Origin of the sequence: Paraburkholderia sp. GAS206C (assembly GCF_050435645.1) — a bacterium.
Lineage (GTDB): Bacteria > Pseudomonadota > Gammaproteobacteria > Burkholderiales > Burkholderiaceae > Paraburkholderia > Paraburkholderia phenazinium_B.
Genome location: NZ_JBNDKR010000001.1, coordinates 600,949 through 613,461 on the forward strand (window position 1 = coordinate 600,949; position 12,513 = coordinate 613,461).

The following is a 12,513-nucleotide window of genomic DNA, read 5'->3' on the forward strand; positions in this document are numbered from 1 at the left end:
AGGCTCGATTCCGCAACCGGCCCTGAAACACTATTGATCGATCGCAAGCCAGACAGCCTTGGGTTCCGTAAAGTTTTCGATCGCCACGTCCCCATGTTCCCGGCCGAAACCCGAATCACCCGCCCCACCCCACGGCAAGCGCACATCGGTATACCCATAGGTGTTGATCCACACGGTCCCGGCCTTGAGTCCATGCGCGACCCGATGCACCCGGCCAATATCGGCACTCCACACGCCTGCAGCGAGACTGTATAGCGTACCGTTAGCAATCCGTAACGCGTCTTCTTCGTCGTCAAACCGGATCACGCTCGCCACCGGCCCAAAAATCTCCTCCTGCGAGATACGCATCTCGTGCTCGACGTTGGCAAACACAGTGGGTTCGACAAAGAAGCCCCGCTCGCCAACGCGCTTACCACCCGTCACGAGCTTTGCCCCCTCTTCCTGGCCTATCTCCACGTACCCGAGCACGGTCTTCATTTGCGCGGCAGAGATAAGCGGCCCCATTGAAGTTTCGCGCGCCGTGGGGTCGCCGATCTTCATCGATTTCGCGCGCGCCGCAAGCCGCTCGACCACTTCGTCATAAACATCGCGATGCGCCAGAATACGCGAGCCGGCCGAACACACCTGACCGGTGTTAAAGAAAATCCCGGATGCCGCCGCACGCACCGCGTTGTCGAGGTTCGCATCCGCGAAGATCACGTTGGCCGATTTGCCGCCCAGCTCGAGCGTCACCCGCTTGAAGTTGCTGGCGGCGCCCTGCAGGATGCCACGCCCTACAGAGGGTGAGCCGGTGAACGTCACCTTGTCGACACCCGGATGGGCCACCAGTGCATTACCAACCACACTCCCCTTGCCCGTGACGATATTCAGCACGCCGGGCGGCACGCCGGCTTCGAGCGCGAGTTCGCCCACACGCAAGGCGGTGAGCGGCGTAATCTCGGCCGGCTTGACAATCAGCGTGCAGCCGCACGCTAGCGCAGGGGCGATTTTCCACATGCCGATCATCAGCGGGAAATTCCACGGCACAATGGCCGCGACCACGCCGACTGGCTCGCGAATCGTGTAGGTCAGTGCATCCGGCCGCACAGGTACCACCTGACCGGTGATCTTGTCGCACCAGCCGGCGTAGTAAGCGAGCGTGTCGATGGCGGCCGGTAAATCCTGGCGTTGCACGGCCGAGATCGGCTTGCCTGCATCGAGACTTTCAAGCGCTGCGATTTCTTCCTGGTTAGCCCGCAACAAATCCGCAAAGCGGTTCAAGATCCGGCTACGTTCGGCCGACCGAAGCGCATTCCACACCTTCAGTGCGGCCCTCGCCGCACGCACCGCTGTATCGACATCGGAGACGCTGCCTTGCGCCACGTAAGCAATGGGCTCTTCCGTAGCAGGATTGATGTCGACCGAGTATTCACCGCTACTCGGCGGTACACGCTTACCGTCGATCAGGAGATCGTATCGCTTGAGATCGAGTTGGGTGTCCATCGTGGTACTCCTTGCTTTTGGGGTATTACATTAATTTGCGCGGTGCCGTTATTCACCTGTCTGCTCCGGCCAGTGCGTGAGCCGTGACGGACCATTGGCGGCAGCGGCAGGCGCGTTGTGCAAGCCGATCCAGCGCGAGCGCATCGGCGCGAGAATGAACTTTGCGCAGATGGCTGCCGCGATCGTCACGACGGCCGACACGATGAACACCAGATTCCAGCCACCGGTTGTGGACAGGATCGAGGCGAGCGGCACGAGCAATGAAGCCGTACCCTTCGCTGTGTACAACGTGCCTGCGTTGGCCGCCGCATATTTACTGCCGAAGGTGTCGGCACAGATTGCCGGGAAGATCGAAAAGATTTCGCCCCAAAACAAAAAGATAAGGGCTGCGAAAGTGATGAACGCATACGGATTGCTGCCGTATTGCATGAGTCCGAGCAACGCCAGTCCTTCGCCGCTGAAGATCAGGAACATGGCGTTTTCGCGGCCAATCTTGTCGGAGATGAAGCCGCAGAGTGGCCGCGTAAAGCCGTTGCAAATATTGTCGATCGACAGCGTCACTGTCAGCAGCGGCAAGGTCATACCGAAGAAGCTCATCGGAATGCGCGCGAGCCCCCAGTCCTTCGCGATCGGACCAAGTTGCGCGGTGGCCATCAAGCCACCGGCCGCGACGGCGACAAACGAAATGTAGATCACCCAGAACAGGGGTGTCTTGATCATTTGTCCCGGTGTGTAGTCGACCTTGGTAACGAGGAATTTCTTGCTCGGTGCGCGTACCTGGCGCGTGTCGGGCTTCTTCAACAGCATCGCGAGACCGAGTATGCAGACACCTTGCAGAATGCCGAAAAAGAAGAAGGCCTGCTCGTAGCCCGAGCGCACAATCATGTTGGCAATGGGAATCACGGTCACGGCAGCACCTGCACCGAAGCCCGCTGCAGTGAGCCCGGCTGCGAGGCCGCGCCGATCCGGAAACCACTTCAGCGCATTGCCGACGCACGTACCGTACACACAGCCCGCGCCAATTCCGCCAATTACCGCGGCCACATAAAGATGCGGCAGCGTCGTCGCATACGAGTCGATCACCCATGCGAGCCCGGCGCACACCGCACCGCCCGCGACCACCGGTCGAGGGCCGAACCTGTCGACCAGCCAGCCCTCGATGGGCACGAGCCACGTTTCAGTCAGAATGAAGATCGAAAACGCGAGCTGGATGGAGGCGTCCCCCCAGTGGTGACGCACGCTCATTGGCGTCACGAAGAGCGTCCATGCGTATTGCAGGTTCGCAACCAGGGCCATGCACAGCATGCCAATCACGAGCTGGCACCACCGGTTCGCGCCAACGGCAGGGGCCGGCTTTTGCTGAGTAAGATCGTCCATGCGCCTTGTCTCCGCTATCTATTCAGGGCAGCCGGCCACTTCGCCGTGCTGTGTGCACCCCACCTTATAGTTGCGACCCGAAACGTTGCAATCGGGCATATTTTCTTATTTGCATCACCCATTTCCGTCATTTAAATCGCAATGCGCGGAAGTCCGGATTATTCCCTGGTTAAATCGGATCGATTACGCGCACACGGTGACGTGCCTCACCCTGCAGCGCCTTTCTGCAAGCGTTAACCCGATAGCCACTCTTCTCCACTCTGCTTTATAAATTCATGCTAGGGTCATCACTGAATTACGGATAATTAAAGTTTGTTAGTATGTCGATTCATATTCGCTTATACATCGGCCACGACGATGAGAAATGCGACACTCCGGCAATTGAAGGTCTTCGAAACGGTCGCACGTCATCTGAGCTTTTCGCGCGCGGCGGAAGAACTGCATCTGACTCAACCCGCGGTCTCCACTCAGGTGCGTCAACTTGAAGAGCATGCGGGGCTGCCGCTCTTCGAGCAGCTCGGCAAGAAGATCTACCTGACGCCTGCCGGTACTGAGATGCTCCATTACAGCCGCGCGATCATCCAGCAGTTTCACGAAGTGGATGAAGCGATGAGCCAGTTGAAGGGCGTCTCGGGGGGCAAGCTGAATGTCGCGGTCATCAGCGCGGGCGACTACTTCTTCCCACGGTTGCTCGCCGAATTCACGCGCCGCTACGCCGGCGTCGTGCTCAATCTGGCAGTGCATAACCGCGAGGAATTGCTGCATCAACTGTCCACTAATCAGACCGACCTCGCGATCATGGTGCGTCCGCCGCATGAGATGGACGCCACCAACGAACCGTTTGCGCCGCACCCGTACGTGATCGTCGCTGCGCCGAACCATCCGCTCGCCCACAAGCGCAACATCAAGTTGAGTCAGTTGGCGAACGAAGCGTTTATCGTTCGCGAGCGCGGTTCGGATACGTGGAATTCCATGGAAGAAGGTTTTGCCGGCCGTCTCACCAACCTCAAGATCGCCATGGAGATCAAGAGCACCGAGACCATCAAGCAAGCCGTGATTGCCGGCATGGGCATTGCCTTCCTGTCCGCACACACGATCAGCCTCGAACTGCAGGTGGGCCACCTCGTGGTGCTCGACGTCGAGACCTTTCCGGTCATGCTCAACTGGTACGTCGTGCATCGGCGCAACAAGCGCCTGCCGCCCGTTGCCGTCGCTTTCAAACGCTTCCTGATGGAGGAAGGCGCCGCACTCATCGAGACGATCACGCGCGTGAAGGAATTGAGCGTGCATAAACAATAGGCTATGGACTTCCAATAAAACTTTAACTATTGCGAATCCACCGTCGCTCCTATGCTTGAGTCGAATCACCACACTCATTTGCATAGGAGTCCGATCATGAGTCACGCTTCGTTCGTATCGCATGCCAGCACGCGTACCGCCCGCGTTGCCCCGGACAGTCCCGATGATGCACATCTGAGCGCCTACAACGCTGCCTTCAGCGACCTTGGCCTGAGGTTCCGCTGGGACCGCGACACGCTCGATGCGCTTCATGAATTCGAAAGTGAAGTGGCACGTATCACCGCTTATATCAACCGGCACCACGCCCATCTTCACAAGGCTTACGACGCTGAGTTCCTTGCCCAACTGATTCTGCGCAAGAAGACCCAGTACTACTGCCAGTTCGCACCGTTCGGCGACAGCAGCTTCTAATGCTTCGACTACCTTCCCGCGGCGCATTCACACATCCTGGCGGCCGGCTTTGCGGCCGGCCATGCCACTACTCTCGAGATGTCGCACGGATCGCGCGATCTCCTTCCCGGTAGCAACAACGCCGGCGACACTTGCCCCGAGCACTCCACGCGAGAACGTCACGGGCGCGGCGTCCCGGCCGGCGGGCATCGAAACGCCTGGGGCCAGGCACATTGCGTATTCCATCCACCAGCGACCACTTCCGCGCGAAATCATCGTCCAGAAGAGCCGGCATCTGCTCGTCGGGCCATTCGAAACCGTCCGTTACTGCGAGCGCGATGCGACGCTGCACGACCCCACAACGCACCGGCGAGCGCTCATCGAAACGGCCGTCAAGCCCGTAACGGCCAGATCCGACGCCGCCGCTCACCATCAGATGCGCGCCCAAAGCGGCCGCGAGCAGACTCTCCGCCAGCAACACGGCGACGCCGAACGTCGGCGCGTGCTCGGTGACGAAGCCATAACCCATCCACACCGAGAGCAGGAGTGCCGTCAGATTGACCACGCCGCCGCCCGGATGCACCGCCATGCGTGCGGCGAACCTGCCGCGCAAGGCCAGCCACAAAACCGCCGATCCGGCAAAGATTAATGCTCCGGCAAACACAGCGATGTACAACACGATGCGCATGAGGTTTTCGCAGGACGTCGCGCAGAGATAGCGTGCGAATCCTCCTGCCATCGCCGCGAGCCCCGTTGCGGTGCCAAGCACTGCAGCGAAGTGCGGCCTGCGGGTAAGTAAATCCGGCATTCGCTTCCCCCTCATGCGTGCTGTGCTGCGACCGCTTTCAGGCGGCGTTCGCTGCGCCCGCTACCATGGCGGCAGCGGCGTCCTGCGTCCCGACTAACGTATTGCTCAATGTGCCGATGCCCGCAATCGTCACCGCCACGGTTGCGCCGTCCTTGATCGAACCCACGCCAAGCGAGGTGCCGCAAGCGATCACGTCGCCAGGTTCCAGCGTGAGATCCTGCGAGATCAGACTCACCTGCTCAGCAGGAGAGAACACCATGTCGGCCAACGGATAGTTCTGCCGCTCCACACCATCAAGCGTCGTTACCACGCTACCCGCCCGCCAGTCGAAACCGGAGACGATGGCCGGTCCGATGCAGCAAAACGTATCGAAGCCCTTTGCGCGGCACCACTGCGGAAAATGCGGGTTCTCGCCGAGCAGGTCGGCTGCTGTCACGTCATTGACGATCGTGTAGCCCAGGATCGCCGCCTCGGCCTCCTCGAGACTCGAGTCACGGCAACGACGTCCGATCACGATGCCGAGTTCTCCCTCGTAGACGATCTTGCCCGCGTAGCTCACCGGCCGCCGTATTGCATGGCCGGCGCCGACCACCGAACTCGCAGACTTCAGCAAAAACAGCGGATGCGCGGGTACCGGTTTATCGAGTTTCGCCGCGAGCGCGTGATAGTTGTTCCATAGCGCGACGATCTTTCCTGGCGCGCAGGGTGCAAGCGGCGTCAACGCCCGCGTCGACAACACCTCGCCGGTAGGCACACGCCGATCCAGACTTTGATACTCGTGCAGGTAACCACCTTCGACTCGGCCGAACACAATCTCGCCGTCGCCCGACATAAAGCGCATCCACGTATCCACAGCCTGCTCCTCGTTCAGATCGCACCAGCCGCGCGCAAAGCGCCGATCTGTTCAGGCGAATAGCCGAGTTCGGCCATCACCTCGTCGGTGTGTTCGCCCAGTAACGGCGAACGCGTTACATCCGTCGGACTATCGGACAGTTTGATAGGATTGCCAACCGTCAGATATTTGCCACGCACTGGGTGATCCACTTCAACGATCGTGCCGGTCTTGCGCAACGAAGGTTCTTCCGCAAGCTCCTTCATGGAGAGGATCGGGCCGCACGGGATATCGTATTCGTTGAGAATCTGCATGGCCTCGAACTTGGTCCGGGTCATGGTCCAGCGCTCGATCTCCGCGAAGATTTCCTTCAGCCGCGGCAAGCGTGCGGCAGGCGTCGCGTAGTCGGGATCCGTGGTCCACTCTTCCTTGCCGATCACATTGCAGATCTTCGCCCAAACGGGCGCCTGCGCGATGAAGTAGATATAGGCGTTCGGGTCCGACTCCCAGCCCTTGCACTTCAGGATCCAGCCAGGCTGGCCGCCACCCGATGCATTACCGGCACGCGGCACCGCTTCGCCGAACGTGCCGTTCGGATACTGCGGGTATTCCTTCATCACACCGGTGCGATCGAGCCGCTGCTGGTCGCGCAACTTCACGCGGCACAGGTTCAGCACGCCGTCCTGCATGGCGGCAAGCACCTTCTGGCCACGTCCCGTCTGCGTGCGCTGGTATAGCGCAGTGACGATGCCAAGCGCGAGATGGAGACCCGTGCCGCTATCGCCGATCTGCGCACCGGTCACGACCGGCGGGCCGTCGTCGAACCCTGTGGTCGACGCCGCGCCGCCCGCGCACTGCGCGACGTTTTCGTAGACCTTGCAGTCCTCATAGGGTCCGGGGCCGAAGCCCTTCACGGACGCCACGATCATGCGCGGGTTGAGTTCCTGGACGCGCTCCCAGGTGAAGCCCATCCGGTCGAGCGCGCCCGGGGCGAAGTTCTCGACCAGCACGTCGCATTTCTGGATCAGCGCTTCGAGCACCAACTTGCCTTCGGGGTTCTTCGTATCGATCGTGACCGAGCGCTTGTTGTGATTGAGCATCGTGAAGTAGAGGCTGTCCGCCTCCGGAACATCGCGCAACTGCTCGCGCGTGATATCGCCGGCACCGGCCCGCTCCACCTTGATCACATCCGCGCCGAACCAGGCGAGCAGTTGCGTGCAGGTCGGGCCCGATTGCACGTGTGTGAAATCGAGGATGCGCACACCGTCGAGTGCTTTACCCATGTCGTATCTCCAATATTTCCGTCGTTTTTACTTGTACATGGTCTGGTTCTTCGTACCCGGCGCGTACTCGCGCGGATCGACCCAGATGTTCACCACCGCCGAGCGTCCGGTGCGATGAATCGCCTCACGCGCGCGTTGCAACGCCCCTGCGATAGCCGCCGGATCGCGCACTTCTTCGCCGTAGCCACCCAGCATTTCGGCAAACTTGCTGAACGGCACGTCCCCCAGCAGATTGCCGACGTTGCCGCGCTCCTCGCCGTACTTCGCAAGCTGGCCGTAACGGATCTGGTTCATCGCAGAGTTATTGCCGATCACGGCGAGGTACGGCGCGCCAAAGCGATTGGCCGTTTCCATATCGAACGCGGTCATGCCAAACGAACCGTCGCCGTAGTAGCAGAGCACTTCCTTGTGTGGATGAGCGAGCTTCGCGGCCAGTGCGAAGCCCGTGCCGACACCGAGCGAGCCGAGTGCGCCAGGATCCATCCATTGCCCCGGACGGCGCGGGCGCACTGCTTGCGCCGAGATGGTGACAACATCGCCGCCGTCGCCGATATAAACCGTGTCATCCGCGAGAAATTCGTTGAGTTCGTAAGCGACGCGATAGGGATGAATGGGCGTGTTGGCGGACCTGAAAAGCGGCATCAGCTTTTCCGTCGCGGTGACTTCGGCGTCCTGCAGTTGCGCCATCCATTTACGGCGCGCCTGGCGCTTGTCGTCTTTAAGACGACCGCTTGCCGCCTGCAACACTGCGGCGAGAATCGCGCCTGGATCCCCGACGAGACCGAGATCGATATCGCGGTTCTTGCCCACTGTGCGGTAGTCCATATCGATCTGCACCAGCGTCAACTCTTTGCTGATGCGTTTGCCATAGCCCATGCGGAAATCAAAAGGAGTCCCAACGACGATCAGCACATCTGCGTTTGCAAAAGCCTGCGAGCGCGTTCGATCGAAGTGATGCGGATCGCCCGGCGGCAGCAGGCCACGACTGGCGCCGTTGAAGTAGCCCGGAATATCGAGTCCGCGCAACAGCGCCACCGCCTCTTTGTGGCCGCGCGCGGTCCACACCTGCTGACCGTAAAGGATCGCGGGACGCTCGGAATTGACGAGAATGTCAGCCAGTTTCTCGATGTCGCGCGGGTCGCCGATCGACTTCGTCGACGCCCGGTAATGGCCCGGCAGCGGCACTACGGCGCGCGTCAGCTCGACTTCGCGGTCGAGCACGTCGCGGGGAATTTCCAGGTACGCGGGACCCGGCGCGCCATTGAAGCATTCGCGCACAGCCATCGAAACCATGTCCGCGACCCGCTCCGTGCTCGGCACGCTGGCGGAAAACTTAGTAATCGGCGCCATGATGTCGACGTGGGGCAGATCCTGCAGCGAACCCATCTTGTGCTGCGAGAGCGCACCCTGGCCGCCGATATGGAGGACCGGGCTCTCCGAACGGAACGCCGTAGCGATGCCGGTCACCGCATTCATGCAGCCCGGCCCTGCGGTCGTCACCACGCATCCGAGCTTGCCGGTCTGCCGCGCATAACCATCGGCGGCGTGCGCCGCAACCTGTTCGTGACGCACGTCGATGATGCGAATTCCCTCGTCGACACAACCATCGTAGATATCGATGATGTGGCCGCCGCATAGCGTGAAGATCGTGTCGACCCCTTCGTTCTTCAGCGCCTTGGCGACCAGATGGCCGCCCGAGACGACACCGGCGTCGCGGGTCTTCTGCTTGAGCGTGTCATCGGCCGTCGTGCTGCCCTTAGCGGTACTGAGGGATGAAGCAACTGCAGACATGGTCGTCTCCTTGTCGGCACTTCGTAAGCGTCAGCGGCCTGTTCAATACGGTATGTGATATATCACGTTCAGGCAAGACCAATTTCGACCTGATGATTGACGTGAGATTCGAGCGCGGGAGGCTTACCTGGAGCGGCTTTCGCCGCAAAAAGCGGGCTATTCACCGTTCCGGGGCAAGGGAAAATACTGAGGAAGGCTGAAGGTCAGACGGGAGAGATAGAGACGAGACGAAGCAAAGCGCGGCGAAGCGAGCGCGGGCAAACACCAGCCATTAACCGCTCAATCCAGAAAGTCGCAATTCGCTTCGACAAATGCAGCGAGATCGAGCGAGTGCTGCCGCGCAAGTCGCTCAGCTAACTCGGTATCGCGCTTCTCGAGCGCCTCGATGATACGCAGATGATCGACGATAGAACGCGACGCGCGGTCGCTCTGCGAAATCGTCATGCGACGGATAGCCCGCACATGGATGAAGATGTTCTTGATCGTATCGAGGATGATCTGCGACTTCGACAACTCGACAATTGCCTGGTGGAAGGCAATGTTCGCGTCCGAGTATTCGGCAATATGCTCCGCCGGCGTCGTGTCCTTGAAATTGTCGAACATGTGGCGCAGCGTGGCGATTTCCTCGTCTGTGGCATGCAGCGTGGCGAGCCGCGCTGCCATGCTTTCAAGGGCCGCCCACATCTGGATCATCTCGACGATTTCGCGCTTGCTCTTGCGCACAATATAGATGCCGCGCCGCGGCACCATGCGCAGAAAGCCTTCCTGTTCGAGCAGCGTCATCGCTTCGCGTACCGGCGTGCGGCTGACGCCTAGCGATTCGCTCAGCACGCGTTCGTCAAGACGGATCTCGTCGCGCGACTGGTAGATGTCAGCGTCGGCAATGGCCTGGCGCAGCATCGCATAGGCCTGATCGCGCAAGCTTGCGCTCACGCCGATCGGCTGCAATGACAGTGTCAAAGGAGTGGCCACTGCTTCAGTTTGAAGTTCTGACGACATTCATCGCCTCTTGTTGAACATGAGCAGCCGCGTGGGCGCCCGCATTTGTCCTGGCACGAACACCCGAGGGCGGCGCGGGTGTGGCCGGGCTGTCCTGTTCGCCAAGTCCCGCAAAGCGGCCATGTTGCGACGCGAGTACGGCAACCGGTTGCGGAATCCAGCGAGTCAGCAGCACGGTGGCAGCCGAACCCAAACCAACCACAGCAACGGCCAGCAAGGCCAAAGACACCACATCCATTTGCAACTCCAGACGATTGAATGAGCAGATCACTCAATCATATGCTGCAATGCCGCAAATATCAATATTCCGTATGTAGTATATCAATCAATTATGCGCTGCTACTGTAACATCAAGGTACCATGGCCGTCGCTGAATGGCGTATTCGCGCGCAAATAGCGCGCAGCTTGCGCGGTAAGCATGGACTCACTACACGGCTGGATGCGCCGGCCGCCCTCCTCGCCCTCTTGGTGTTAACGCGGAAAACGCGCGCTATGCGCGCATACTCGGCCGCCAATCGCGCAATATGCCTCAAACGCCGATTGTCGAAGAGGTGCTGTCTCTCTATGCTTCGGAAATCCTGCAGCGGACCAAACGGTACCTGGTCACAGAGCCTGGCCACCTCCCGATCACCCCTGCACTTCCGATATCAGGTAGGAGACACTTCATGACCACGGCAGTATCGACAGCGGCCCCACGCGACGCCGCCACTAACGTCAGCCGCGCCCGCCGGGCCGCGCTGGGCAGCTTTATCGGCGCGGTGGTCGATTGGTACGACTTCCTGCTGTACGGCATCGTCGCCGCGCTCGTCTTCAATACCGAGTTCTTTCCGCACGTCAGCCCGGCGATGGGTACACTCGCGGCCTTCGCCACCTTCGGCGTCGGCTTCCTGTTCCGGCCGCTCGGCGGCTTTATCTTCGGCCATTACGGCGACCGTCTCGGCCGCAAACGCATGCTGGTGCTGACCGTCATGATGATGGGCCTCTCCACTGCCGCAATCGGCCTGCTGCCGTCGTTTCTCAGCATAGGCTGGTGGGCGCCGGTTTTGTTGGTGACGCTGCGTGCCATCCAGGGTTTCGCGGTTGGCGGCGAATGGGGCGGCGCAGCGCTGATGGCCGTCGAAAGCGCGCCTGAGAAAAAGAAGGCGTTCTACAGCAGCGGCGTGCAGGTCGGCTATGGCGTCGGCCTCGTGCTCTCCACTGGCCTCGTGTCGATCATCAGCCATTCGATGGACAACGCCACCTTCCTCGCCTGGGGCTGGCGTCTGCCGTTCCTGTTCAGCGTGCTGCTGGTGTTGATCGCGCTGTGGATCCGCTCGAACATGGAAGAGTCGAAGGAGTTCGTCGAGAAGGTGGTCGAAAAAGGCGCGAAGCGTGCGCGTCTGCCGATCGTCCAAGCGTTGCTCACGCATCCGAAGGCGTTTCTGCTGATCATTGCGCTGCGTCTTGCCGAACTGTTCACGATGTACATCGTGACCGCCTTCGCGCTGAACTATTCGACCGCAAATCTCGGCATGCCGCGCACGTTCTTCCTGAATATCGGCCTGCTGGTGGGTGCGCTGAGCTGCTTTACGATTCCCTGCTTCGCAATCGCCGCCGACCGCTTCGGCCGCCGCCGCGTCTATATGGTCGGCGCGCTGGTCGGCATGCTGAGTGCCGTGCCGTTCTTCCTCGCACTCGATGCGCGCGCAACGATATGGATCGTGATCTTCGCGGTGATGCTCGCCAACGTTGCACACGACATGATCGTTAGCGTGCAGCAGCCCATGTTCACCGAACTGTTCGGCACCGAGTACCGTTACAGCGGCGCCGGCGTCGGTTATCAGGTGGCGAGCGTCGTGGGCGGCGGGTTCACGCCGTTTATCGCCGTGGGCCTCGTGAGTCTCGCGGGCGGATCCTGGCATCCGGTGGCGGCGTATCTCGGCGTCGGTTGCCTGATCTCGCTGCTGGTCGCGGCGCGGATGAAAACCGGCCGTACTGTTTAAAACGACGATGCAGTAAAACCCCGCAGCGGTGCCCCGTCCTCGGGCGCGCCGTCAATGTCCTGCTATTTCGCGGTTCGATCAGCCCGAAAAAATGCCGCCCTGGGCGGCATTTTGCTTTCTTTACCTTACAGCGAAGCGAGCGAGACGCGCCTGCGCCCGTATGCCAGGCGTATTCCTTATGCATTCTCATCTCATATTGCCAAGGCGATCCGCGAGACCTATCGTTGCTTGACGGCCCAGGCGTCGTGCAGAAGTTGAATCAATATGAAA

At 60.5% G+C, this 12,513-nt stretch carries 11 protein-coding genes; 3 read left to right on the forward strand and 8 right to left on the reverse strand.

The features are described from left to right. Window positions 1-30: 30 nt before the first annotated feature. Together P3T20_RS02800 and oxlT are read right to left on the reverse strand one after the other, a co-directional pair. Window positions 31-1,482 (reverse strand): aldehyde dehydrogenase family protein, encoded by a 1,452-nt coding sequence (locus tag P3T20_RS02800; protein WP_074269119.1) that lies wholly within the window; start codon window positions 1,480-1,482, stop codon window positions 31-33. A gap of 48 nt (window positions 1,483-1,530) precedes the next feature. Beyond that, window positions 1,531-2,859 (reverse strand): oxalate/formate MFS antiporter, encoded by a 1,329-nt coding sequence (oxlT, locus tag P3T20_RS02805; RefSeq protein WP_074269120.1) that lies wholly within the window; start codon window positions 2,857-2,859, stop codon window positions 1,531-1,533. A 357-nt stretch (window positions 2,860-3,216) separates the two neighbouring features. Between oxlT and P3T20_RS02810 the strand changes: the two genes are divergently transcribed. After that, window positions 3,217-4,158: a LysR family transcriptional regulator gene (locus P3T20_RS02810; protein WP_074269121.1), complete on the forward strand. Its 942-nt coding sequence runs from the start codon at window positions 3,217-3,219 to the stop codon at window positions 4,156-4,158. 96 nt (window positions 4,159-4,254) lie between these two features. Further along, on the forward strand, window positions 4,255-4,569 hold the full coding sequence (locus P3T20_RS02815) for a hypothetical protein (protein WP_074269122.1): 315 nt from the start codon (window positions 4,255-4,257) through the stop codon (window positions 4,567-4,569). 67 nt (window positions 4,570-4,636) lie between these two features. Here the strand turns inward: P3T20_RS02815 and P3T20_RS02820 are convergent, their stop codons facing one another. The 6 genes from P3T20_RS02820 to P3T20_RS02845 all read right to left on the reverse strand — a co-directional run bounded on the left by P3T20_RS02820 (window position 4,637) and on the right by P3T20_RS02845 (window position 10,499). Further along, window positions 4,637-5,356: an NAD(P)(+) transhydrogenase (Re/Si-specific) subunit beta gene (locus P3T20_RS02820; RefSeq protein ID WP_074269123.1), complete on the reverse strand. Its 720-nt coding sequence runs from the start codon at window positions 5,354-5,356 to the stop codon at window positions 4,637-4,639. Window positions 5,357-5,393: 37 nt separating this feature from the next. Continuing rightward, the gene (locus P3T20_RS02825) at window positions 5,394-6,209 is read right to left on the reverse strand and encodes a fumarylacetoacetate hydrolase family protein (protein WP_074269124.1); all 816 of its coding nucleotides are present in this window, start codon (window positions 6,207-6,209) and stop codon (window positions 5,394-5,396) included. Window positions 6,210-6,223: 14 nt separating this feature from the next. Further along, a complete protein-coding gene (frc, locus tag P3T20_RS02830; RefSeq protein ID WP_074269125.1) occupies window positions 6,224-7,471 on the reverse strand; it encodes a formyl-CoA transferase in 1,248 nt (415 codons plus the stop codon). Between the two features lie 27 nt (window positions 7,472-7,498). Continuing rightward, window positions 7,499-9,262 carry a thiamine pyrophosphate-binding protein gene (locus P3T20_RS02835; protein WP_074269126.1) on the reverse strand — a complete coding sequence of 588 codons (1,764 nt, stop codon included), beginning with the start codon at window positions 9,260-9,262 and terminating at the stop codon, window positions 7,499-7,501. A 279-nt stretch (window positions 9,263-9,541) separates the two neighbouring features. Then, window positions 9,542-10,261 (reverse strand): GntR family transcriptional regulator, encoded by a 720-nt coding sequence (locus tag P3T20_RS02840; protein ID WP_074269127.1) that lies wholly within the window; start codon window positions 10,259-10,261, stop codon window positions 9,542-9,544. Next, on the reverse strand, window positions 10,239-10,499 hold the full coding sequence (locus P3T20_RS02845; protein ID WP_074269128.1) for a hypothetical protein: 261 nt from the start codon (window positions 10,497-10,499) through the stop codon (window positions 10,239-10,241). The genes P3T20_RS02840 and P3T20_RS02845 overlap by 23 nt, the downstream gene beginning before the upstream one ends. A 427-nt stretch (window positions 10,500-10,926) precedes the next feature. On the opposite strand from P3T20_RS02845, the gene shiA reads away from it, so the two are divergent. Beyond that, window positions 10,927-12,243: a shikimate transporter gene (gene shiA, locus P3T20_RS02850; RefSeq protein ID WP_074269129.1), complete on the forward strand. Its 1,317-nt coding sequence runs from the start codon at window positions 10,927-10,929 to the stop codon at window positions 12,241-12,243. The last annotated feature ends 270 nt before the right edge of the window (window positions 12,244-12,513 follow it).